The organism is Algoriphagus sp. (genome assembly GCF_013373065.1).
GTDB lineage: Bacteria > Bacteroidota > Bacteroidia > Cytophagales > Cyclobacteriaceae > Algoriphagus.
Genome location: NZ_JABXIN010000003.1, coordinates 66493 through 92010, shown reverse-complemented (window position 1 = coordinate 92010; position 25518 = coordinate 66493). Strand labels below are relative to the sequence as shown.

The 25518-nt window shown below is 41.9% G+C and carries 17 protein-coding genes; 11 read left to right on the top strand and 6 right to left on the bottom strand.

The genetic code is table 11. The features are described from left to right. The first annotated feature begins 33 nt into the window (after positions 1–33). Positions 34–966, top strand: a complete 933-nt coding sequence (locus HWE15_RS02785) for a sterol desaturase family protein (protein WP_290505971.1) — start codon at positions 34–36, stop codon at positions 964–966. Positions 967–971: 5 nt separating this feature from the next. Here the strand turns inward: HWE15_RS02785 and HWE15_RS02780 are convergent, their stop codons facing one another. Further along, on the bottom strand, positions 972–1682 hold the full coding sequence (locus tag HWE15_RS02780; protein WP_290505970.1) for a hypothetical protein: 711 nt from the start codon (positions 1680–1682) through the stop codon (positions 972–974). Positions 1683–1899: 217 nt separating this feature from the next. Between HWE15_RS02780 and groES the strand changes: the two genes are divergently transcribed. The 3 genes from groES (at position 1900) to HWE15_RS02765 (ending at position 4380) form a co-directional block, all read left to right on the top strand. Further along, complete coding sequence (gene groES, locus HWE15_RS02775) at positions 1900–2178, top strand: co-chaperone GroES (RefSeq protein WP_135073596.1); 279 nt, start codon at positions 1900–1902, stop codon at positions 2176–2178. Positions 2179–2210: 32 nt separating this feature from the next. Then, positions 2211–3839 (top strand): chaperonin GroEL, encoded by a 1629-nt coding sequence (groL, locus tag HWE15_RS02770; RefSeq protein ID WP_290505969.1) that lies wholly within the window; start codon positions 2211–2213, stop codon positions 3837–3839. Between the two features lie 154 nt (positions 3840–3993). Next, positions 3994–4380, top strand: coding sequence for a response regulator (locus HWE15_RS02765; RefSeq protein ID WP_290506207.1), 387 nt, complete (start codon positions 3994–3996; stop codon positions 4378–4380). 36 nt (positions 4381–4416) lie between these two features. On the opposite strand, the gene HWE15_RS02760 is transcribed toward HWE15_RS02765, so the two are convergent. Both HWE15_RS02760 and HWE15_RS02755 read right to left on the bottom strand, forming a co-directional pair. After that, positions 4417–5520, bottom strand: coding sequence for a serine hydrolase (locus HWE15_RS02760; RefSeq protein ID WP_290505968.1), 1104 nt, complete (start codon positions 5518–5520; stop codon positions 4417–4419). Positions 5521–5537: 17 nt separating this feature from the next. Further along, positions 5538–7055, bottom strand: coding sequence for a carboxypeptidase (locus HWE15_RS02755; protein ID WP_290505967.1), 1518 nt, complete (start codon positions 7053–7055; stop codon positions 5538–5540). A 206-nt stretch (positions 7056–7261) separates the two neighbouring features. On the opposite strand from HWE15_RS02755, the gene purL reads away from it, so the two are divergent. From purL to HWE15_RS02735, 4 genes are all read left to right on the top strand, one after another. Further along, on the top strand, positions 7262–10942 hold the full coding sequence (gene purL, locus HWE15_RS02750) for a phosphoribosylformylglycinamidine synthase (protein WP_290505966.1): 3681 nt from the start codon (positions 7262–7264) through the stop codon (positions 10940–10942). A 126-nt stretch (positions 10943–11068) separates the two neighbouring features. After that, positions 11069–12784, top strand: coding sequence for an amidohydrolase (locus tag HWE15_RS02745; protein WP_290505965.1), 1716 nt, complete (start codon positions 11069–11071; stop codon positions 12782–12784). Between the two features lies 1 nt (position 12785). Beyond that, the gene (locus HWE15_RS02740) at positions 12786–13586 is read left to right on the top strand and encodes a hypothetical protein (RefSeq protein WP_290505964.1); all 801 of its coding nucleotides are present in this window, start codon (positions 12786–12788) and stop codon (positions 13584–13586) included. Between the two features lie 223 nt (positions 13587–13809). Next, positions 13810–15141: a GntP family permease gene (locus HWE15_RS02735; protein WP_290505963.1), complete on the top strand. Its 1332-nt coding sequence runs from the start codon at positions 13810–13812 to the stop codon at positions 15139–15141. Between the two features lie 4 nt (positions 15142–15145). On the opposite strand, the gene HWE15_RS02730 is transcribed toward HWE15_RS02735, so the two are convergent. The 3 genes from HWE15_RS02730 to HWE15_RS02720 are packed head-to-tail and all read right to left on the bottom strand — an operon-like array spanning position 15146 to position 19564. Continuing rightward, positions 15146–15934 carry an SDR family NAD(P)-dependent oxidoreductase gene (locus tag HWE15_RS02730; RefSeq protein WP_290505962.1) on the bottom strand — a complete coding sequence of 263 codons (789 nt, stop codon included), beginning with the start codon at positions 15932–15934 and terminating at the stop codon, positions 15146–15148. 5 nt (positions 15935–15939) lie between these two features. Next, the gene (locus tag HWE15_RS02725) at positions 15940–17013 is read right to left on the bottom strand and encodes a sugar phosphate isomerase/epimerase (protein WP_290505961.1); all 1074 of its coding nucleotides are present in this window, start codon (positions 17011–17013) and stop codon (positions 15940–15942) included. Positions 17014–17017: 4 nt separating this feature from the next. Further along, positions 17018–19564, bottom strand: coding sequence for a c-type cytochrome (locus tag HWE15_RS02720; RefSeq protein ID WP_290505960.1), 2547 nt, complete (start codon positions 19562–19564; stop codon positions 17018–17020). 156 nt (positions 19565–19720) lie between these two features. Between HWE15_RS02720 and HWE15_RS02715 the strand changes: the two genes are divergently transcribed. The 3 genes from HWE15_RS02715 (at position 19721) to HWE15_RS02705 (ending at position 25471) form a co-directional block, all read left to right on the top strand. Continuing rightward, the gene (locus tag HWE15_RS02715) at positions 19721–20377 is read left to right on the top strand and encodes a hypothetical protein (RefSeq protein ID WP_290505959.1); all 657 of its coding nucleotides are present in this window, start codon (positions 19721–19723) and stop codon (positions 20375–20377) included. A 54-nt stretch (positions 20378–20431) separates the two neighbouring features. Next, positions 20432–22843, top strand: coding sequence for a TonB-dependent receptor (locus HWE15_RS02710; RefSeq protein ID WP_290505958.1), 2412 nt, complete (start codon positions 20432–20434; stop codon positions 22841–22843). Positions 22844–22912: 69 nt separating this feature from the next. Further along, positions 22913–25471 carry a cation-translocating P-type ATPase gene (locus HWE15_RS02705; RefSeq protein ID WP_290505957.1) on the top strand — a complete coding sequence of 853 codons (2559 nt, stop codon included), beginning with the start codon at positions 22913–22915 and terminating at the stop codon, positions 25469–25471. Positions 25472–25518 lie beyond the last annotated feature (47 nt).

The window sequence follows — 25518 nt, the reverse complement described above, 5'->3', positions numbered from 1 at the left end:
TGAAATCTGCTAATACAAATTCAAATCCTATTTATGAATAATCAATCACTCCGCCTGGAGGATCTACAGTTTGAAAACTGGCCAAATTTAATTTTATGGGCAGCTCCAATTATGTTTTTATTAGTATTCCTCGAATGGGGAATCAGTTGGTACCAAAAAAGAGACGCCTATGATACCAAAGATTTTCTAGCCGCTGCATCTATTGGCTTAGTCAATGTGGGAATTAGCGCCATGATCAAATTGGCAACCTTTGGTACAGCCTTGTTCTTTTACAATCTCGCTCCTTTTAAAATCCCGGCCACTTGGTGGTCATTTATTATATGTTTTATAGCCATTGATTTTGCAAGATATTGGGCACATCGAGTAGCTCATGAACAGCGCTTTTGGTGGGCTACGCACATCACCCATCATAACAGCTCCAAATACAACCTTTCTGTTTCCTTCCGTTTAGGATGGACCCAGCATATTAAAATTGTATTTTTCATCCCGGTAATGTTGATGGGTTTTGATCCGTTTGTCTTCTTTATCTGTCACCAGATTGCTGTGCTATACCAATTTTGGATTCATACGGAGTACATTACCAAACTCCATCCGGTCATCGAATATATTTTCACGACTCCCTCCCATCATCGCGTTCACCATGCTAGTGATGAGCATTATTTAGATAAAAATTACGGCTCAACCTTTATTATTTGGGATCGGATGTTTGGAACATTCATGGAAGAAAAGGAAAGACCGGTCTATGGAATTACCAAACCTGTCACTTCCTACAATCCCATCTATCTCGTATTTCATGAATGGCGAGATATTTTCCGTGATATTCGAAAGGCTCAAAATCTGAAAGAAATCTGGCTGATACTTTTTGATAAACCTGGGGCAGAAATCATCAAAAAGCGTCAGGAACTGCAAATGAAAAAGGAAAAAGAAATCAGCAATCCAAAGAAGGAACTAGCAGAAGCAAGCTAGTTCCCTTATGCTTTAACATGCTGAAGTAGCAACCGCTTGCCGATCGGAAGCAAGGTCTCCTCAATGGGGAATTCTTGTTTAGAATGCAGTCTATACGTAGCAGGATTTGGCAATTCTTTGATCTCCCGGATTAACTCCAATTTCAAAGCCTCCAATGTGTTGACAAATGTTTTTTGAAAAACACCAATCAACCAAACGGATATACTTCGAAAACGCTCCCCGGCAATTTGCAACAAGCTTGACTTGTAGCGGAATGCGTGAATTTCTGATTTCTTCTCCCGGGTCATCAGCACGAAGCCTTCCCGATTATAAATGGGAAGAATACCGACTGGTTCAAACTCCACTTGATCCTCTACAAAATCATAAATGGTCTTTCCTTCCTTGATTTGACCTTCGATTTTGGGTAGGGCAAATTCAGTAATCTGGCTAATCTCCTTCAACACTTCATGATCTTCGGAGCGAGGCTCGTAATTGAGTTTTTTCTCTTTGAAATCAATACTATCCAATGCTTTTGGGAAAAACTCTGCAAGATTTTTCTTTCCCGATTGGAGTGCTGCCAAATTCCGATGATGTTCAATCAACTCACCCAAATAAGGGTACAATTGGATAGCCTTAAATCGTTTGTCAGTTTCTTGAAGATAGGCTAGCAATTGGTACTTTTTATACTCAAAATCAATCAAGCCTTCAGTAATCCAGTTTTTAGAAAGTGTACTCATAGGTTTCAATGCTTATTAAAAAATAAGGAATTCTGACATTTTTTTCCAGAGCTCAGCGAAATTTTGACAGGATTTAAAATGAAGGGAAAAATAAAAATTGAAAACACTGACACAATTGTAGCCGATTTGTCAGGGTTTTTTAGAAAAATTGGCTTGGCATAGGAATCGCTCAAAGGGGAATAGGAATTTTAATCTAACCTTTAAACAATCTCATATTATGTCAAACGTGAACATCAAACCACTTGCAGATAGGGTGTTGGTACAACCTGCTGCAGCCGAAGAAAAAACCGCTTCCGGTCTTTACATTCCGGATACCGCAAAAGAAAAGCCTCAAAGAGGTACGGTAGTGGCTATCGGGACTGGTAAAAAAGATGAACCATTGACTGTGAAAGTTGGAGACACTGTTTTGTACGGAAAATACTCCGGTACCGAGCTAAACGTGGATGGCACAGACTATCTAATCATGCGTGAGTCTGACATTTTCGCAATCCTTTAATTGATTAACGAAACCTAAAACTTAAAAAGAAAATGGCAAAAGAATTATTCTTTGACACCAATGCTAGAGACCGCCTGAAGAAAGGTGTAGACGCTCTTGCTGATGCAGTAAAAGTAACCCTTGGACCAAAAGGTCGAAACGTTATTCTAGACAAAAAATTCGGTGCTCCAACCATCACCAAAGACGGTGTATCTGTAGCGAAAGAAATCGAATTGGAAGAGCCTATTGAAAATATGGGTGCTCAACTTTTGAAGGAAGTGGCTTCCAAAACTGCAGATAATGCAGGTGACGGAACTACTACTGCCACCGTTTTGGCTCAGGCCATCTTCAATGCAGGTATCAAAAACGTAGCTGCAGGTGCCAATCCAATGGACTTGAAAAGAGGAATCGACAAAGCTGTCGCTGCTGTGATTGCCAAGTTGAGGGAAAACTCCAAAGAAATTTCTACTAGCAAAGAAATCGCTCAAGTTGCGACTGTATCTGCTAACAACGACGAAGAAATCGGTAACATGATTTCTGACGCGATGGATAAAGTTGGAAAAGATGGAGTAATCACTGTAGAAGAAGCAAAAGGTACTGAAACTGAAGTGAAAACTGTAGAAGGTATGCAGTTTGACAGAGGTTACCTTTCTCCATACTTCGTCACCAACACTGAAAAGATGGAAGCTGAGCTTGAGGCTCCTTACATCTTGATCTATGACAAGAAAATCTCTTCTATGAAAGAGTTGCTTCCAGTATTAGAGCCTGTTGCTCAGTCTGGTAAACCTTTGATCATCATTGCCGAGGACGTAGACGGTGAAGCGTTGGCAACTTTGGTTGTAAACAAAATCAGAGGAGCTCTCAAAGTAGCTGCTGTTAAAGCTCCTGGATTCGGTGACAGAAGAAAAGCCATGTTGGAAGATATCGCAATCTTAACTGGCGGAACTGTTATCTCTGAAGAAAGAGGCTTCAAGCTAGAAAATGCTACTGTAGACATGCTTGGCCGAGCTGAGAAAGTGAACATTGACAAGGACAACACTACCATTGTTAATGGTGCTGGACAGCCTGAAATGATCCAAGCTAGAATTGCTGAGATCAAAGCACAAATCGAAAAAACTACTTCTGACTACGATCGTGAAAAGCTTCAAGAAAGATTAGCTAAGCTTTCCGGTGGTGTAGCTATCCTTTACATTGGTGCTGCCACTGAGGTAGAAATGAAGGAGAAAAAAGACCGAGTGGATGACGCCCTTCATGCAACAAGAGCTGCTGTACAAGAAGGTGTAGTTGTTGGTGGTGGTGTAGCGTTGATCAGAGCTTCTGAAGGCTTAGACAACCTAACTGGATCCAATGAAGATCAGGACACTGGTATCAACATCGTTAGAATGGCAATCGAAGCTCCATTGAGAACTATTGTTCTTAACGCGGGTGGTGAGCCTTCCGTAGTGATCAACAAAATCAGAGAAAACGATGGAAACTTCGGTTATAATGCAAGAATCGATCAGTACGAAGACCTGTTCGAGACTGGTGTAATCGATCCTACCAAAGTAACGAGATTGGCTTTGGAAAATGCGGCTTCCATCGCTGGATTGCTATTGACCACCGAATGTGTCGTAGCAGACGTGAAAGATGATGCTCCGGCTATGCCTCCAATGGGTGGCGGCGGAATGGGTGGAATGATGTAATTCACCCCCAATCAATTACAAGGAGGCTTCGGCCTCCTTTTTTGTTTTCTAGAAAAATATTTTTTTATCGAGATTTAAAAAATACTCACAAACTTTTTCTGACAATTGGAATAATTGTATTTTGGCAGTATACAGCCTGATCCATACACATTGCATGATTCAATTTGATGCCATTTTTCTTGTAGATGACGACCCAATAAATAATCTCATCAATAAACGGCTTCTAGGGAAAACCGAAATTTCTGAAAATATTTTAGAGTTTTTAGCAGCAGATCAGGCATTAAAAAACCTAGAAGAAATTGCGATTGAGAAGAGTCTTTTGATTTTTTTAGATATCAACATGCCCGTCATGAATGGGTGGGAATTCCTTGATGAATATCAGGTGAAATTCCCAGATAGGAAGGATAAAATTGTAATCCTTTCAAGCTCTATTGATTTTCAGGATCGGAAAAAGGCGATGGAATATGAAATCGTTTCTGGATTTTTAGAAAAACCACTTTCCCTGGACAAAATCCATTATCAATTGGGTAAATACCAATAAACAATTCTTATTCTTTATTATTCTAAAAATGAATTTTTAGTCCTTTTGGATGACTGGAGCAAAGCGATCCCAAATATCCCGAATCAAAAGGTAAGGAATCAAGGAAGTATCAGAATGAGCTCCCATCCGGACAATTACCAAATTCTCAGAAGGAACTACCATCAAAAATTGACCATTTCTTCCCATAGCTTGAAACATATCCTTGGGAGCTGAGGGGACTAAAGCTCCCTCAATTTGCCGTTGAACGGCGGGAAGCTTAAAAAAACTTTGTCCATTCAGCCAAGTTAGAAAACCATAACTCGGATTCAATCCCTGCGAACTTGAGGTCATCTCACGGATAAAGCTTCTATTGACAAGCTGCTTTCCTTCCCATTGCCCCTGAGCCAAAAGAAGCAATCCGAATCTAGCCATACTTCGGGCATTGGAATAAAAGACATGATTCTTACCAGTTCGCTGCCAAAATCCTCCCATGCCGATTGGATCACCGATTTTTTCCTTGAAATAAGTTTCAAATGATTGACCGCTTGCTACCTCCAAAACATTTTTCAACAGTGTATATGGAGCATTATGATAACTCCAACGGCTTCCAGGTTTAGCCAAGAAGGTCAGACTGGAAGGATCTGGATCATCCAAATCAACCCCTTGATCATTCAATCCTGTTGTCATTGTCAAATGATGAATAAGCCGGATAGCCTTTTCTTGCTTTGAACTCATAGCAGTCCATCCTTTTCCTAGGTATTTTTGGGTTCGATCATTTCGTTTTAGTAGTTTCTCTTCCTCCGCAATACCAATCAATGTTGCTGTTAATGTTTTCCCTGCAGAAGCCCAATACCATAGCGAACTTTCGTTCATCGGCCCTAAGCCAGTCAATCGATTTCCGCTATACTCTTCGACGACAATTTTCCCGTCTTTCAGAATGATGAAAGCCCGAGTATTGGTGGTTTCCATCCAGGCCAAAAACTCTCCTAGCTTCCCTTGGTCCCAACCGGTTTGATTCACCGGCATCTTCTCCCAGTTTTCTTCTCCAATTGGAGGAAAATACAAAGAGGAAGACGATGTGGTTTGAGCAGTCAAATTTGAAAGCGTCAAAAACCCTATCAGAATAATTCCAAGGGAAGCTAGGTTTTGGAGTTTTTTCATAAATCGAAAAAGAGTTTTTATTTACGTAGGGTGTCTTCGATGAACTTTTTCAAATCATCTCTGAAAAGTTTGGCAGATGGCAAATGGGTATACATCATGTGTCCCGCCTCATAATATGTCATGATAATTCGATCGGTGGCTTCTTTTGGTAAATCCAAATGAGAAATCGAATGTTCAACACCATAGAAAACAGTCGCCAAGTCATAGTAGCCGTTCATGATCAAAACTTTCACATGAGGATCTTTACTCAATGCTTCAGCCATATCCGGTAAGGTAGTCACAGCCGCATCTGCTCCCCAAAAATTATTTCCTTGGTGCTTCCAATCCCAGCGAAAACCTTCCTTGGAATAAGCTGATGTTGAATACAACCAATCTTTGCTCACCCCTAATTGACCATGAAAATAATCTAAGAAAGCCATGGTATAGGCCGGAGAAATCGCATCACTTTGAGGATCCGTAAACGCATCCATGGACATAGGGTCGATATTGATGCCTTTGTATCGGGAATCTAATCGACCTACTGTATTTTCTTCATCCCGCAACAATTCCTGGAAGTATTCAGAAGCAGTAATTTTTAGATCTGCGCGCTCCCAAATAGTGGATGAAATCCCTGTATAGGCCTCCAACTTTTGGGCGATTTGAGATTTTTCTGAAGTGCTGATACGATTTCCTTTGAATAAGGCTGGAGCATATTCTTCCTCAGTAAATTCCCGTACCTCCTGAACGAAATCAGGCAAACTCCCTCCTTTATTAGCTACCCGGTCATGATACCAAGAAGTAGCAGCCATGGTAGGTAGATAAACTATATGTGAAATATCTTCATTGGGCGCAAAAAATAAAGTCCGAAGGTCAAAAACAGCAGAAACCATAATCACTCCATTAAGAGCATAGCCTCTACCTAGTAGATAATTCATCACACCTGCATTCCTAAAAGTCCCATAGCTCTCTCCCAGAATATATTTTGGCGAGTTGAGTCTGTTATGCTCTTTCAAAAACTGCATGATGAACAAACTCACACTTCGAATATCCTGATCAACACCCCAGAAATCTTTTCCAGTTGCCTCACCAATAGGAACTGATAAGCCAGTCCCGACAGGATCCATCATCACCACATCAGCTACATCCAAAATGGAAAATTCATTATTCACCAATTGATAAGGCGCTGCTTGATTGTAATTGGGATCGTCTACGACCACTCTTCTAGGGCCCATAATACCCAAATGCAACCAATAGGAAGAGGAACCTGGACCTCCGTTGTAAGCAAAAACAATAGGACGGTTTTTCTCAGGGTTTTTCTTGAAGTAAGCAGTAAAGCCAAAAAGAGCAATGGGCTTATTGTTTTCATCTTTAAGTTCCATCGTCCCAGCATGAGCCTTTAGATCGATTGACTTTCCGTCAATGGTTACTGAAATATCGGACTCGAAAACTTCCGCCTTGGGATCGGAGTGAGTTTCTTCTGAGGCTGTCGTCTCTTGAGCCATAATCGGAATCAAAAGCATCCAGACTAGACTCATGGTCAATGTAAATTTTTTCATAGTGAGATCTATTTTTATGAATTTCACAATTTATTTTTCTCACATCCTAAAAAGGACGTCATCAAGGAAAGATAGGCAAAATCACTTTTGTACCCTAAACCGACTAGGATGGAATTTTAAACTTTTGGGATAAAAAACACAGTTTCAATTTTCTATTCCAAAGCTTCTCTCAATTCCTTACCTTTGCATCTTACCAGCTTAAGGACATGATTTTCTTCTTCGAATCACCCCAAAAAGTAGTCTACGCCGTACAGACCCCCCAACCTTTCGCACCAGAAGACATCGAAAAACTCAAGTGGCTTTTTGGTGAAGCTCAACAAATTGAGCAAGCTTCGCTCAGTGGTAATTATGCGGGCCCACGCAAAGAAATGATCACTCCTTGGTCAACCAATGCAGTGGAAATCACTGCTAATATGGGAATTCCAGGAATTCAACGAATTGAGGAATTTTTCCCACTTGAAGACGAGAATTCCATTGACCCCATGCTCCAGCATTCTTACCATGGGCTAGATCAGGAGATTTTCGATATCCATTTGGACCCAGCTCCTATTGAAAATATTACCGATATCGCTGCTTACAATGAGCAAGAGGGCCTAGCCTTAAGCGAGGAAGAAATCACCTATCTAGAAAAGGTGTCCAAGCAACTGGACCGTCCACTTACTGATTCTGAAGTTTTCGGATTTTCCCAAGTTAACTCGGAGCATTGCCGACATAAAATTTTCAACGGCACCTTTATTATCGACGGAGAAGAAAAACCGAAGACACTTTTTCAACTGATCAAAGAAACTTCAAAGCAGCATCCTAATCGGATTGTTTCCGCTTATAAAGACAATGTTGCCTTCATTCAGGGACCAAAAGCTCAGCAATTTGCTCCCAAAACCCAGCATCAACCTGATTTCTTCGAGACAAGGGAAATTGACACGGTCATTTCTCTAAAGGCAGAAACTCACAATTTTCCTACCACCGTTGAGCCTTTTAATGGTGCTGCTACCGGTTCGGGAGGTGAAATTAGAGACCGACTTGCTGGTGGTACTGCCTCTATTCCTTTGGCCGGAACGGCAGTTTACATGACTTCCTATCCACGCTCCGAAAAAGGAAGAAGCTGGGAAAAGAATTTACCTGAACGCCCTTGGCTTTACCAGACCCCGATGGATATACTAATCAAAGCATCTAATGGGGCTTCTGATTTCGGAAACAAATTCGGTCAGCCGTTGATTTCAGGTTCTCTTTTGACTTTTGAACATGATGAAGGAGAAAAGCACTTTGGCTTTGACAAAGTCATCATGTTGGCTGGAGGAATTGGATTTACGAATGCTCGATACGCCAAAAAAGACGAACCCGGTAAGGGAGATCAAATCATCGTCATGGGTGGCGACAATTACCGGATTGGTATGGGAGGTTCTGCCGTTTCATCCTTGAATACAGGAGAAGTTTCCAGTTCACTTGAACTCAATGCCGTTCAAAGATCCAATCCCGAGATGCAAAAGCGGGTTTCCAATGTGATCCGAGCCATGGCTGAAAGTGATGATAATCCAATAATCTCTATCCACGATCATGGAGCTGGTGGGCACTTGAATTGTCTTTCTGAATTGGTGGAATCTACCGGGGGTACCATTCACATGGACAAACTTCCAGTTGGTGACCCAACGCTTTCCGCTAAAGAAATCATCGGAAATGAATCCCAAGAACGAATGGGATTAGTCGTTGCTCCAAAAGACATCCCTACCCTATCCCAATTGGCGGCTCGGGAGAGAGCACCATTTTATGTAGTCGGTGAAACCACCGGCGATATGCACTTCAAATTCGAGAACCAAAAAACCGGAGAAAAACCAGTGGATTGGGATTTGGCCTATATGTTTGGCTCCTCTCCCAAAACTATTTTGGAAGATAAAAAAGCAAATTTCCAATTCTCCGAACCAACCTATAGCGCAGACCAAATCGCAGGGTACATCCGTGAAGTATTGCAATTGGAAGCGGTGGCCTGTAAGGACTGGTTGACCAACAAAGTGGATCGTTCTGTTACAGGTCGGGTAGCTACGCAGCAGACAGCAGGTGAAATCCAACTTCCACTCAACGACGTGGCTGTTATGGCTCTGGATTTCAATGGAAATAAAGGAATCGCTACTTCAATTGGGCATGCTCCAGTGGCAGCTTTAACTGATCCTGAGGTTGGTAGCCGTCTGGCAATTGCAGAAGCTTTGACAAACCTGGTTTTTGCACCTATCGAAGGAGGCCTACAGGGAGTATCACTTTCTGCCAACTGGATGTGGCCAGCCAAAAATCAAGGCGAAAATGACCGACTTTATCGAGCAGTTCAAGCTTGTTCCGATTTTGCAATAGCCTTGGGAATCAACATCCCTACTGGTAAAGACTCGCTCTCCATGACCCAAAAATACCCAGACGGGAAAGTGGTTTATGCGCCAGGAACGGTTATCATTTCCACAGTTGGAGAATGTTCAAACATCAAAAAAACTGTTCAAACTGCGCTAAAAGCAGAAGAAGAAAGTAAAATTTATTACCTAGATTTTTCCAAGGATGAGTCCAAGCTTGGGGGTTCAAGTTTCTACCAAGTCTTGAATAAAATTGGTAGTGAATCGCCTGATGTAAAGGATGCAGATTACTTCAGTCATGCCTTTATGGCCGTTCAAAAATTAATCGAACAAGATTTGGTTTTAGCTGGACATGATGTTTCTGCTGGAGGCTTGATTATCGCCCTACTTGAAATGTGTTTCCCAAATCAAGGAACAGGAATTAAAGTCAAAACAGATCGACTGAAAGAAAAAGACATTATCAAAGCTCTTTTTGCCGAGAAACCGGGGGTGTTGATTCAAATTAAGGAAATCGAAAAGGTTAGAAATCTGCTTGACAATTATGGAATTGACTACATTTCCATAGCCGACGTGACCTCAGAACCAACACTTTCCATCCAAGAAATCGGATTGAATCTTGGAATTGAAGAGCTACGTGACAGCTGGTATAAATCCTCTTACCTTCTTGACAGAAAACAAAGTGGAGAAAAGTTAGCAAAAGACCGATTTGAAAATTATAAAAACCAACCACTTCGTTATCAGTTTGCAGAGGGTTGGTCTGGAAACTTTAAAAAGGCAGGAATTGACCCTTATCGAAAAGAAAAAGGTAAAGCGAAAGCAGCCATAATTCGAGAAAAAGGAGTCAATGGAGACCGGGAAATGGCCTATTCACTTTGGCTTGCGGGCTTTGAAGTGAAAGACGTGCATATGACAGATTTGATTGCGGGAAGAGAAGACCTCAGCGATGTTCAGATGATTGTCTTTGTTGGTGGATTCTCCAATTCTGACGTTTTGGGTTCTGCCAAAGGTTGGGCTGGTGCCTTCCTTTATAATGAAAAGGCAAAGCAGGCTTTGGACAACTTCTATGCAAGACCTGACACCTTAAGTCTCGGCGTATGTAATGGCTGTCAGTTAATGGTAGAGTTAGGCCTTGTAGGTAATACCGGAAATAGCCGCGCCAAGATGCTACATAATGAAAGCCATAAGTTTGAATCGGCTTTTGTCAATGTGAGTATTCCTGAAAATGATACTGTCATGCTAAAAAGTCTGGCAGGACAACGATTAGGTGTTTGGGTAGCACATGGAGAAGGAAAATTCCAGCTTCCTGAGTCAGAATCCAACTACCATGTTGGCATGAAATATAGCTACGAAGCCTATCCTGGAAATCCTAATGGATCGGATTATGCAGTAGCAGGTATCGCATCCAAAGACGGTCGACATTTGGCAATCATGCCACACATAGAACGTAGTTTAAAACCTTGGAACTGGCCATTCTACCTGATGAATCGGGAGGATGATTACACTCCTTGGTTGGAAGCATTTATAAATGCTAAAAAATGGGTTGAATCCCATCACTAATTTTAACTCCCTCGAAATAATTTTTGAGGGAGTTTTTATTTATACCTAGTAAAGGAAAAATCAAAAAAACTTATCTTTTGGAATTAAAAGACAATTTAAAAGCTATAACTTTTAACGTTTGATACTATGAAAGTTTTTTTTCGAATAATCCAACTACCCCTTCTTTTACTTTCTTTTCTTGTGTTTTCATGTCAGCAACAAGAAGAAACAACCTCTAACGCTACCGTATATTTTGGAGGTGATATCCTGACCATGGAAGGAGATCAACCAACTTATGAAGAGGCTCTGGTTGTCCGAGATGGATTGATTGAATATTTAGGAGAATCAGGAGAAGCAATGAAAATTGCTGGAAAAGGCCATAAAATGGTCAATTTGGAAGGAAAAACATTGCTTCCGGGATTTATCGATGGACATGCTCACTTCGGGTATTTTGGATTACAGGCAGTCGGAGCGCAGTTGCTAGCCCCACCAGACGCTACGTGTAAGGATATCCCTACACTAATCCAATTGCTGAAAGAATGGAATACCCCGGAAAACCTGGCGCTTACAGGATGGATCTTTGGAACAGGCTTTGACGATTCCGTTTTGGAGGAAAAGCGCTTCCCGACTAAACATGACTTAGATCAAGTCAGCACCGAACTCCCGATCTTGATTACCCATATTTCAGGTCATTTTGCTGTAGTCAACTCCAAAGGACTCGAACTCTTAGGAATTAATGAAAACACACCTGACCCAGAAGGCGGAATTATCCGAAGAGAAGCAGACGGAAAGACTCCGAATGGTGTACTTGAAGAACTCGCCGCAATCCCATACATGCTAAAAGCACTCATGCCTAAAGATCAAGCCGGCGCGGATCGATTTTTTCAGGCAGGTCAGGATATGGCACTTTCATTCGGATATACAACTGCCCAAGAAGGCAGAGCCATGCAAAATCACGAGCTACTCGCCGCAAATGCAGAAAGAGGAGAGCTAAAACTGGATGTGGTCAGCTACATAGATTATACCTTTACAGATCAATACATGAACTCCAAATGGAACCGCAAAGACTATCTTAATAAATACCGTATCGGAGGGATGAAACTTACGCTTGATGGCTCTCCACAGGGCCGAACTGCCTGGCGTACACAACCATACTTACTCCCTCCTGATGGAATGGAAGCTGATTACGCTGGCTATCCCGCAATCCCCGATGACTCAACGGTGCAAGCTATCATGGAAAAAGGCTTCCAAAACAACTGGCAGATTCTTATCCATGCTAATGGGGATGCCGCCGTCGATCAAATGATTCGTACCCTTCGACCCAATGTCTATAAATATGGCATCAGAGACAGGAGGAATACCCTCATCCACGGGCAATATATCCGAGAGGATCAACTGGACTCTTTAAAAGCTTTAGATGTAATCGCTTCACTTTTCCCCTTGCATACATTTTATTGGGGTGACTGGCATAAGCAAATTATCGGAGATGAACTAGGGAATAAAATCAGTCCAGTCCGAACAGCATTAAACAAAGGTGTAAAAGTCACGATTCACACCGATGCTCCGGTAGCACTTCCCAACTTAATGCGTGTCTTGTGGACAGCCGTCAATAGGACCTCTCGATCAGGAGCCATCATTGGAGAAGGTGAAAGACTAACTCCTTATGAAGCCCTCCAGGCCATTACGATTTGGTCTGCTTACCAGCATTTTGAAGATGATAAAAAAGGTAGTTTAAAAGCTGGGAAACTTGCTGATTTGGTGATCCTTGACAATAATCCCCTGAAGGTCGAGCCTGATGGAATAAAAGACATTCAGGTAGTAGAGACTATAAAGGAAGGCCAAACTGTATTTAGAAAAAATTAAAATGAAAAAATCACTTTCTGCTCTTATTGTAGCAATCCTTTTTACATTCCAGTCATACGCTCAGGAAAACTCTGGAAGCTCTGCCGACGATCTTGCTAAACAGCTTCAAAACCCTGTTGCAAGCCTAATTAGCGTTCCTTTTCAAAACAATTTTGACTTTGGAATTGGACCTGACAATGGCTCCCGTTATACTTTGAATTTTCAACCTGTAATCCCCTTAAGCATTGGTGAGGATTGGAATTTGATTGCACGTGTAATTGTGCCTGTTATTTCTCAGAACAATGTTTTTGGCGAAAGTGGAAAGCAATCCGGACTAAGTGATGTGCTGGTAAGTGGATTCTTTTCTCCGAAAGAACCAACCAGTGGAGGTTTGATTTGGGGAGTTGGACCGGCGCTTTTGTTACCAACTGCTACCAACAACACTCTAGGCACAGAAAAATTTGGATTAGGGCCAACAGCCGTAGCCCTGACACAGGCAGGCAGCTTCACTATAGGTGGATTAGTCAATCATATTTTCACAGTCGCGGGAAACGAAGATAGAGCAAATGTAAACTCCACCTTTATCCAACCATTTATTGCAAAAAATTTTCCGGGAGGAAAAGCAATTACCATCAATACTGAAATGACCCAAAACTGGGAAGCGAATACTACCTCAGGAACCATCAATTTGGTTGGTTCTAAGGTATTGACCATTGGAAAACAAGCTTCCCAAATCGCCATAGGCCCCCGAATTCATTATGGAAACGGAAACTCTGCCAGTTGGGGTATACGAGCCATTTTTGTACTTCTTTTCCCTAAATAAAATTCCAAAAAGAAAACCCTAAAACCACTTGTTTAAAGTCGTTTTCAAACTCCCCTTCGGAATTAAATCGAAGGGGATTTTTTTAAAAGCGAGGAATTTTATTCAAGATTCAGCTTCGAATGTTCAAACCCGAAATAAAAAACCTTTTTTTATTCCTCTTTTTGGCTTTTTTTAAGGCTAAAAGAAAGAATATCCAAAGATTCTTTTTCAAAATAGACCTGACATGATCCTCATTATTTCCATTCTTTTGGTTTTGGCTTTTATTTTAATTGCCATTGTCCAATTTGACATTCATCCTTTCTTAGTACTATTCGCAGCAGCCTTGATTTATGGGTTATTAGCCGGAATGTCCATGGATTTAATCATTCAATCCATTTCAGAGGGATTTGGAGGTGTTTTGGGCTCTGTCGGCTTGTTGATTCTTTTGGGAGTGATTTTGGGTACTTTTTTGGAAAAAACAGGTGGAGCACTGGTAATCGCAGAAAAAATTCTTAGCTGGATCGGTAAAAAATCAGTGAACCTTACCATGATGCTGGGGGGATACGTTCTTTCTATTCCAGTTTTTGGAGACTCCACAATTATCATGATGAACCCCATTGCCAAGTCATTAGCCGTAAAAAGCAACCGATCCTATGCAGGCACTATGATCGCGCTTTCCCTTGGAGCAATGTGTAGCCACTCCCTTGTACCGCCTACTCCTGGCCCCATTGCTACAGCTGGAATTTTGCAGGCAGATTTGGGGCAAATGATCTTTTGGGGCGTTCTAGTATCGCTTCTTACCTTGATTCCAGGATATATTTTCGTCAACAAGTTTGTTTCAAAAATACCTTTGGAGGCAAGCATAGAAACTGACGAGGAAGCCATTTCCCGTAAGGAATTCCCTTCGGCTTTCAAGTCCTTTCTACCTATCATTATTCCACTTGTCTTGATCATTTTAGCTTCTATTGCAAATTATCCAACAAAGCCATTTGGAGAAGGAAGCCTTTTAAATTTGATTAAATTCTTGGGTTCCCCAGTAATAGCCCTGCTTATAGGAGCACTACTTTCGTTTACCCTTCCCAAAAAACTAGACAAGAAAATGCTGTCTTCTAGCGGTTGGGTTGGAAAAGCATTGCTGATCGCAGCTCCAGTCATCTTTATTACTGGTGCAGGGGGAGTATTTGGAAAAATGCTTCAAAATTCCGGTATCGGAACCTTAGTCAGTGAAAGTATGAAAGATGCAAACTGGGGGATTTTTCTACCATTTTTAATTGCATTTGCTCTTAAAACAGCTCAAGGATCTACGACCGTAGCCATGATTACTACGGCATCAATTATTGCTCCTTTGATGGGACCTTTAGGGTTGGACACTGAAACGATGAAAGTTTTGACCGCACTTTCTGTAGGTGCAGGAGCCATAGCCATATCCCACGCAAATGACAGCGGCTTTTGGGTAGTGACCCAACTTTCAGGAATGACGGTCAAGCAAGGGAATCAATCCCACAGTCTTGGTACGCTTATCATGGGAATGTCGGCTATTATTATCATCTATCTGATTAGCCTTTTTGTAGGTTAAGCGATCAACGCGCTGTCCAGCCTCCATCCACAGTTACCATGGAACCAACCATGTAGGTCCCCGCATCTGAAGCAAGGAAAATCGCAGCCCCCTGAATCTCTTTTAGCTCTCCCCATCTTGCTAATGCAGTCGCCCCAACGATGAATTTTTTACCCTCTTCAGTGTGAGCAATCGGCTCATTCATTTCAGTCAAAAAAGGACCAGGACAAATGGCATTTACCGTAATATTCCATGGAGCCAACTCTAATGCCAAAGCCTTTGTCATATTTACAACAGCCCCTTTGCTTGCTGTGTAGGGGGTTCGGTTGGCCAAGCCCACCAATCCAAGCGTGCTCGCTAGATTGATAATAGCACCCCGCTTATTTGACTTCATATTAGGAATGACTGCTTTTGAAGCCAACCAAGTCCCATTGACATTGATGTCCATTACTTTTTTAAAATCTTCTTCAGAAAGTTCATCAATCGCACCTCGGATATTGATTCCGGCAGAATTAATCAATGTATCAATCTTTCCAAATGCCCGCAAAGCTGCCTGAGCCATGGCCTCCATCTCAGCAGCTTTTGTAACGTCTGCGGCATATCCCAAAGTTTTAACTCCATACTGTTCTGCAATCTCAGAAGCAGCAGCATCGCATTCAGCTTGATTTCGGCTCACCAACATTACATTTGAACCTGCAGATGCCAATCCAGCTGCCATGGCAAATCCCAATCCTTTGGAACCGCCTGTTATTATGGCTGCTTTGCCTTTTTGTGAAAAAAGTTCTATACCTGGAAGTTTACTGAAGTCTGTCATCTTATTTATGTCAATAGGTTAATTTTTGAATAATAAAGGCATTTTTGAACATGTTCTTCCTCCAAAGCTAACTTTTCATCAGGCGATAAAGAACTCGTTTCAGGAAGTTTTCCGTTAAACTCATGCTGACGAACCATAGCCAAATTCCGAGCAAATTCAACTGCGGAGGGATTATCAAAGGTGGACCAATAGTGTTCTGTCAAACAAGGAATTTGAAGGGGATCCCGCGTAATCATTTCCAAAGAAAACCGAATTGCCGGATTATACTTTTTACATAGATCCATTCCTTTTTTAAGATCTACAATCCCTTCCCCCAAGGGAACTTCTGAAAGGAGAAATCCATCTTCATATTCTTTCACTCCCATGTCTTTGATATGGGTAGAAAAGGCATATGGAGCTAAAGTTTCAATGACCTGATTCGGATCTTCAAGCAGTGATACATTATTTCCAAAGTCAACAGTTGCTCCGACCCATTCCGAACCCAAGTTTATTAAAATCTCAACTAATTCGGCTGCTTTCCAATCTTTGTGGTTTTCAACTGCCAACTTAACCTGATGCTTCCGAACCACACCCTCCGCCAATTCCAAAGAATGGATGGCATTGGATTTAAACTTGTCAAATTGGTTCTTCGAATCAAAATTTTCATACCTCCTACCGTTCAAGCATACCGTTCGAAAAATAAATACTCCCCCCTCTTTCGCAATTCTGATTTCACGTTCAAATCGTTCTAAATCTGCTTCATCCTTAGGAAGCCCTATGCTTCCTTCCAAATACATTCCTGATTGATCAGATTCCGTTCGGAGTTTTTTCCCAAAATCCTCATCCCAACCTCCGACCATAGTTTGAACTCCTCCCGCCCCAAGCGTATGACAATGCTTCATCAAGTTCAACGCATCCAAAAAAGGAGGATATTTTTCGCTTTTAATCCTCCCTCCATAACGCATCCCGTAAGAATGTACGACCACTCCCATTGAATAATCTTTCAAAAATTCCGGAATGGAGGGAAAGGGAATAGAAAAGGCGAGCGTTGCCAAACTGGATTTTTGGATAAAATCTCTTCTAGTAATTTGATTCTTCACAGGGCTAAGGGTTGGAGTCGGTTTGATTTAATTTTTCGATATGCGCATTTAATTCCGATTCGGACCAAGGATATACTCTTCCCTGGGACGTATGGCGAGTTCCCCCAACTAATCTTGGAGCGATAGGACCTGCATGATTCCCCCATTCATTTCGAATATAGGTCAAAATAGCTGCTATACTTCGATCATCCATAGTAGAATGAGAGGGCATCACGGGTAAAATCTCAGGAGCATCATATAGCTTACCTTTTACTGCAATTGGACCTTCTATCCCATGTAGAAGAATTAAAGCTAACCTTCTTTCATCACCAATTACCCATTCGGAACCGTCCAATGGAGGTCCCATTCTGTTTACTCCTGCCCCATTTCCTCCATGGCATCCCGCACAGGAGGCTAGGTATTTTTGTCTTCCTTCAGTGAATAATTTCTGGGAACTTTCATCCAAGGCCAACCCTCCTTCCTTACTTTTTTCAGGAGAAAACCCATTCCATCTAAAGAGATTCTTTGCCCGTGCAAGAGCAGAATTTTCAGAAATAGGGCTGCTCTCTCCAAAAAGTATGGGCTGCTCACCTAATGAGAATTTGCCCAAATTATCCGGGTTTCCTCCTTGGGTAGCCAAACCAGAAAGTAATGCTAGGGAAGTCCAATGCATTGGGTCGCTTTCAATCTGTGAAATCAGCTGCCGAACTTCTTGCAAATCTCCTCCTTGAATAATGGCAGAAGTCAGCATTTCCAAGAAAATGGCTTTTCCCTGTGTTTCCATCTCCCTCCACTTTGAGTCTTCCAAAAAGGTAAGAAACTCATATTCATATCCTTGAAGACTACTCAATAGGGCATCCCGAAAGACTGGATCCTCACCAAAGTCAGCTAAAATCGAAGACATAATTTTCATTCGATCACTAGGGTCAAAAACATAAGAACTCAAAGCTACCTGCAACTTAAACCGCGGAGTACCTTGACTTAGATGTTTTTGGACTACTTCTGCCAAAGCTGCGGAAATCTCAGAATCTTCCTTTGCAAAAGGCTCCAATAAACGAAGGGTATGAATTTTTACCCCATACTCAGCTTTATCCAATATCCCCAACATAAAATCTGGGTTTAAAGCCTGAAGACCTTCCAAAGTCCACAGAGCATGGATCTTTCCTAAATCAGTTTTTGCCTGATTGGTGAAGAAATTTTCTAATTGAGGAGCTAGATTTTTTTGAGCAGATTCGACCAAGAGTCGTTGGGTCATATCTCTATACCAACCGTCTGAGTGGTCTAAATAGGGAATCAATTCTTCGACAGAAAGATCGCCAAGTTTTTCAGGAGCTTTGTAGGAATTTCTTTTCGGCACAATTCGCCAAATTCTCCCCATATGACCGGGATGATCCAATTTTCGATTTAAAGTTTGTTCTTTCAAATAATCGGTCATATAAGAACCGTGCTGCACAATTCCCTGATACATGTCAGCTATATACAGACCTCCATCTGGTCCCACTGTAGCAAAAACAGGTCGGAAACGCTCATCAGTAGAAGCCATAAATTCCCTTCCGGGATTGGGATCTTTGGCTTCCAGATAAATTCCATTTTCGGCCACCACATTCCGCTTGATCAAATTCCCTGCATTCTCCATCACGAACATATTTCCGAGGTATTCTTCAGGAAGTAATGAACTTCGATAAACAATAGGAGCACTAGCAGAGGTAAATTCTAACAGCCTTTTGGCGGAGTCCAGTGTTCCAGGGATATAACCGCGATTTACAGCAGGATTAGAGCGAATGGGATATACCCGTCGATCTATCGTCAATCCATAATCTATGCCACTTGTCGGTTGATGATTTTCATTTCTACCGATGGAATTCGGCGGAACCAAATCTCCATGAAGCTGGGACCAATTGTAATTGTAAATCAAGCGACCCTGATTATCTTGGGAAATACCCCATTGTCCCCGGAATTCAGTAATATCGCGAATCCATTCTCCATCCACCCATTTGTAACGAAGACGGGACTTGGCGCTGTAATACCAGTTGTCCAGATTTCTTAAAAAACCATTATCTGAATGCTCGGGGATTCCATTTGCAGCATATGTCGAATCGAGTAAAACCTTTCGATCTGCCACCCAGTCCCCATCCAAATCTTCCGTAATCCAAAGGGAATTATTTTCAGCAATTAAGGCTCCACTTCCAAAAAGACCTAAAGCTCGGGGCATGACCAAGCTATCTAAATAGATGATTCGATGATCCATGACTCCATCTTCATCTTGATCTTCCAAAATTGCAATCCGGCCCACTCGTTGATGCTCTTCACTTCCCTCCAAATCATTCATATACCCTCGCATTTCCACTACCCATAACCTCCCCCATTGATCAAATTGGATAATTACCGGACTTTCTACCAAGGGTTCTTGGGCAACCAATTGAACTTCCAAGCCCCGATCTATCTGAAATGTCAACAATTCCTCCTCAGGAGAGCGAACTGGGCTATCAGGCGTTTCGGGCAAAGGACCGGGCTCTTTACAGGACGCCAATACAGACAATCCAAAAAACATCCATACCTGAAGATTTTTCACGCTTAACGAGGTTATTTTGATTTGGGCAAGAGAAAAACTCTCTTTCCTAAAATGAAATTTATTTCCCTTAATACCAAACAAATATTGGTAAGCGGCTAGGATGACGAATGAAAAATGCACTAGGTGCTTTAAAAACCAAATCCAACAAAAATAGTATTGTCTAAATTCAAAATCTTACATCCTTTCCCTTTCCCAAAAACCATTATTACCTTCAATCATCACAATCTTCCAAGATTAAAATCCGGACTTGTTCATGAGGTAATTATTCTCATTTTCGTATTTGGAGTTCCTATGAAGCACCTTCTCATCGTCATATTGCTTGCATTAAGTATCGCTGGTCCGATGACTTTGGGACTGGCTTCTTTTGAGCTTCGATTTTTTCAACTGAAGGAAAGCATGGAAAGGCGCATCAAAAGAGATCCAAATGATGACCGAATCAAGACTTTAGTCTTTACCAAAGAAGAATCCCAGACTCACTTGAATTGGGAGCATGATCGGGAATTTGAGTACTTGGGAGAAATGTATGATGTGCTCGAAATCCACGAAAAAGGCAACCAAATCGAATATTTGGTATGGCATGACCAAGAGGAAAGTGAGCTAAAAAGAAGTGAGTCGGACTATGAAAAGTCAACTCGAGAAAACCATTCTGAAAATCAGAAACGAAACAGTTTTCATGTGATTTTCTACTTTGAGCAAATACCTTCAATTGATTTTTGGAACAATCCAAGGCAAGTATCTTTTCAGGAAAACCCAAATCCGATTTGGGAAAACCCTGATCACAAGCGACTTTTTTCACCACCAAGGGAAACCTAACCTCTTTATTTCTCTCTGTCTTTAAAATGGTATTTTATTTACAACCCATACAACATGAAATACATCATGACTTGGGTTCTTTGTTGCGCCTTGGTTTTTGTGTCCTTAGGTCAAACCATCTCGGTAAAAGATCAGGTAAGCAATGAACCCATTCCTACTGTAGTGGCTCATGATCCATCAACAGGAAGGGTATTATATGCAAACGGAAAGGGGCAATTAGACATTTCCTCTTTTGCAGATTTAGAATTAATACAAATCAGTAGCTATGGCTACCAAACCGTAAGGTTGAGTTTTCAGGAACTAATAAATTTACCTGATGCCACCTTATATCTCGAAAAAAGCAATTTAAACCTCGGCGAGGTAGTGGTTGCAGCAAATAAATGGAGGCAAAACAGCGATGATGTCCCTCAAAAAATCGTGACCATTGCCCCATCGGAAGTGCAATTTCAAGACCCACAAACCGCCGCTGATTTATTGGGGATTTCTGGCAAAGTCTACGTTCAAAAAAGTCAACAAGGAGGAGGCAGCCCTATGATTCGGGGATTTGCTACGAATCGCTTGCTTTATTCTGTTGATGGCGTTCGGATGAATACGGCAATTTTCCGAGGCGGAAATATCCAAAACGTCATCAATTTGGATCCTTTTGTGATCAGTGATGCAGAAGTTTTGCTTGGCCCCGCCTCCGTGATTTATGGAAGTGATGCCATTGGTGGCGTAATGAGTTTTGAAACGATCAAGCCAGGATTTTCTCTCGACGATGAAACGCTGGTCGAAGGAACAATCGTTACTCGCTACTCCGGTGCCAATCAGGAAAAAACAGGGCATGCGGACCTCCAAATTGGTTGGAAAAAATGGGCTTTAGCTACTGGTTTCTCCAGCTGGGATTATGATGACTTGCGGCAGGGTTCCCATGGCCCAGAAGATTACATCAAGCGAAATTATGTCGAACGAATCGATGGTGAAGATGTGGTTTTGACCTTGGAGGATCCCGCCCTTCGTCAGATTCCTTCAGGATATTCACAGAAAAATTTCATGCAAAAAATCCGATTCCAACCATCAGACGATTGGGAGTTCAATTATGGTTTCCATTATTCAGCTACTTCGAGCTATGGACGCTACGATAGGCATAATCGCGTTCGGAATGGCTTACCGCGCTATGCAGAATGGAATTATGGTCCGCAAAAATGGATGATGAATCACCTGAAAGTCACACACAATCAATCTGCAGGCTGGTATGATCGGGTAAATTTGAGTTTTGCCCTTCAGAATTTTGAAGAAAGTCGAATCGATCGAAGCCTAAATGACCCCATCCGAAACACCCAGGTTGAGGAAGTCACTGCCTATTCCGCAAATCTGGATTTCAGCAAAAGCATCAATTCCAAAAAATTCCTTTTCTATGGATTGGAGTGGGTGAAAAACAAAGTGAATTCCACCGGATTTACGACTGATATCGAAAGAGGTGAAAGGGAAGAAGGACCGGCTCGCTATCCACAATCACATTGGAATTCTTTTGGTGCATATGTAAACCTGGAATCCAAAATCCATGAAAAAGCAACTCTGCAAAGTGGACTTCGATATAGCTGGTATGGAATAGAAAGTCAATTTGACACCCGATTCTATCCTTTTCCTTTTGAAGAAGCCAGTTTGGGAAACGGAAACCTTACAGGAAGTATAGGAGTCGTGTATAGACCAGCGGAATCTTGGGTTATGAGTTCCAATTTAGGAACCGCCTTCCGATCCCCGAATGTGGATGATATTGGAAAGGTATTCGATTCTGAGGCAGGTGCCGTGACTGTCCCGAATCCTAATTTAAAACCCGAATACGCCACCAATATCGATTTGAGTCTCGCCAAACTATGGGGAGATACTTTCAAGTTGGACATCACAGGATTTTATACTCATTTAGCCAATGCCTTGGTGCGAAGGAATTTCCTATTGAACGGCCAAGACAGTATTCTTTATGATGGAGAATTGAGCCAGGTGCAGGCTATCCAAAATGCGGCTCAGGCGCAAGTTTATGGAGTCCAGATTGGAGTTCAGGCCAAGTTGACCAAAAGGCTTTCTTTTTTCACCGACATCAATTTCCAGGAGGGAAAAGAGGAGTTGGATGATGGAAGCACCAGCCCTTCACGGCATGCTGCTCCACTATTTGGAGTGAGTCGATTGGATTATCAGTCAAGTCATATCCGGGCACAGCTTTATGTGAACTTCCAAGGAGAGCGAAGTTTTGAGGAGCTTGCTCAGGAAGAACGTGGGAAAGATGAAATCTATGCCAAGGACGAAAACGGGAACAATTATTCACCCGCTTGGTATACACTCAACCTAAAAGTCAGCTATCCTATTCTGGATATTCTGCAATTAAACGCCGGGATTGAAAACATCACCGATCAGCGATATAGACCCTATAGCTCGGGGATTTCGGGTCCGGGAAGAAATTTTATTTTCTCATTAAGAGCAAGTTTTTAAATCAAATTGAAAAGTCTGGAGCATCTTAGCCCAGACTTTTTTATTTTAAGCTATTGAAGCAAAACTTTTATGATTTCACTTCCAACCTCTAAGTCAGAACTCAAAGCATTGATCGGCACTGGTCTGACCGAAGCCGAAGTAAAAAGTCGCTTGGAGGAAATTGGTCCTAATACCCTCAAGGAAAAAAAGAAGAAAACGCCTTTCCAACTTTTTCTGGATCAGTTCAAGGATTTCATGATCGCTATCCTGATCTCAGCCTCCATAATTGCGGGGATTATTGGGGAATGGTCAGATACCATCATCATTTTGGTGATTGTCATCCTCAATGCCATCATGGGATTCATCCAGGAATATCGAGCTGAGAAAGCTTTGGAAGCTCTGAAAAAAATGAGCGAAACCCACACACGAGTCATTCGAAATGGGAAGACCCAAACTATCCACTCCAGCGAACTCGTACCAGGGGACATTCTGATTTGCGAAGCGGGAAATATGATCCCGGCAGATATCCAACTTTTGGAAGGATCGGCTGTCAAAATGGATGAATCCTCTTTAACTGGAGAGTCTGTTCCAGTAGACAAAAAACCTCTAATCGAGGAATTGGACTCTCCGGATATCAATTCTGAAAATCACCTTTTCAAAGGCACGTTTCAGACCAATGGAAGGGGTGTGGGAATTGTTCTGAAAACAGGGATGGACACCCAGTTCGGGAAAATCGCAGACCTGCTCCAAGAAGGAAGTCCCGAAACTCCCTTACAGATTCGAATGAAGAAGTTTGGAAAAACAATCTCACTCCTCATTCTATTAATCTGCTTGATCATTTTTGGCTTAGGACTTCTCCGGGGCGAAGAACCACTCGAATTAATGATGATTTCCGTGAGCTTGGCAGTGGCTGCCATTCCAGAAGCCTTGCCGGCCTTAATTACAATAGCGCTTTCCCTAGGTGCTGCACGAATGGCAAAGAAGGAAGCTTTAATTCGAAAACTCCCCGCAGTAGAGAGTTTGGGTTCTATCACCTTTATCTGCACCGATAAAACCGGTACCCTCACCAAAAATCAAATGACCGTTGTTCGGCATTTCTCGGAAGAAAAAGATCATGTTTATTCGGGCTATGACAATCTGCAGCTTGCTTTGGCTTTGAACAACGATGTCAAAATCGATGAAGGCGGAAAATTACTGGGAGAAGCCACTGAACTAGCCTTAGTTCACCACCTGATAGAACAAATGGATAAAAAAGCATATCAGGAAATTCTGCAAACCTTACCAAGAATTGGTGAAATTCCATTTGATTCCGATCGCAAGCTCATGAGTACTTTTCATCAAATGGGAGATCAGGTATTAGTGATTTGCAAAGGAGCTTCTGAATGTATTTTGGCCGTTTTAAACGACCAAAATGATATTCAAAAAATAAAGAAAGAATCCCAGGATTGGGCTGAGGCTGGCGAGCGTGTTTTAGCTTTTGCTGGAAAGGTTTTAAAAAAACTCCCTCCAAAATCAGAATGGGATAAAATCGAAAGCGAACTTTCTTTTTGGGGATTAGTAGGAATGATTGATCCTCCAAGAGAAGAGGTCAAGGAGGCTATTCAAGAATGCAAAACAGCAGGGATCCAACCGGTGATGATTACAGGAGATCATCCTGCAACTGCTAAAACTATCGCTAAAGAAGTAGGGATTTTTGAAGAAGGAGATTTGGTATTGAGTGGATCCGAACTCCGAGAGATGTCTGATGAAGATTTTGGGAATCAGGTGGAGAAAATCACGGTATATGCTCGGGTTTCCCCGGACCAAAAACTCAGGATTGTCCGAATCTTACAGCAACGAAACCAATTCGTCGCGATGACTGGAGACGGGGTAAATGATGCTCCTTCCCTTCGAGCTAGTACCATAGGAATTGCCATGGGAATCACAGGAACAGATGTGAGTAAGGAAGCCGCCCATATGATTTTGTTGGATGACAATTTTGCAACTATAGTCAGAGCAATTCGCGAGGGACGAAGGATTTTTGATAATATCCGGAAATTCATCAAATACATCATGACCTGTAACGGGGCAGAAATTTGGACCATTACATTGGCCCCCTTATTAGGCCTCCCTATTCCATTACTCCCAATTCATATACTTTGGATAAATCTGGTAACAGATGGAATACCTGCTTTAGCTTTGGCAAGAGAAAAAGCTGAAAAAAATATCATGAAGCGCCCTCCCCGACCTCCCAAACAGAGCTTTTTTGCGGATGGCTTGGGTATACACATTCTTTGGGTAGGCATATTAATGGCTGGAATCACACTTTTCACCCAATACTGGGCAATTCGCCAAGGTTGGCATTGGCAAACCATGGTATTTTCTGTCCTAGCATTTTCTCAACTTGGCCATGTCATGGCCATAAGAAGTGACCAAATCTCACTATTTAAGCTCGGCCTATTCACTAATACCCCTTTGATACTTTCCATTATTGGTACCCTGATTTTGCAAATCCTCATCATTTACCTACCCTTTTTCAATCAGGTCTTCCATACCGAAGCTTTGAATCTTCCCGAATTGCTTTTCACTCTAGGAATGGGCTTGGTGGTTTTCCATGCTGTAGAATTTGAGAAATGGCTTAAAAATATTCGAAGGGCAAAAACTGAATGAAAACTTGACTTAATAGGATAACCATTTACTGATTTTTCATACGATTC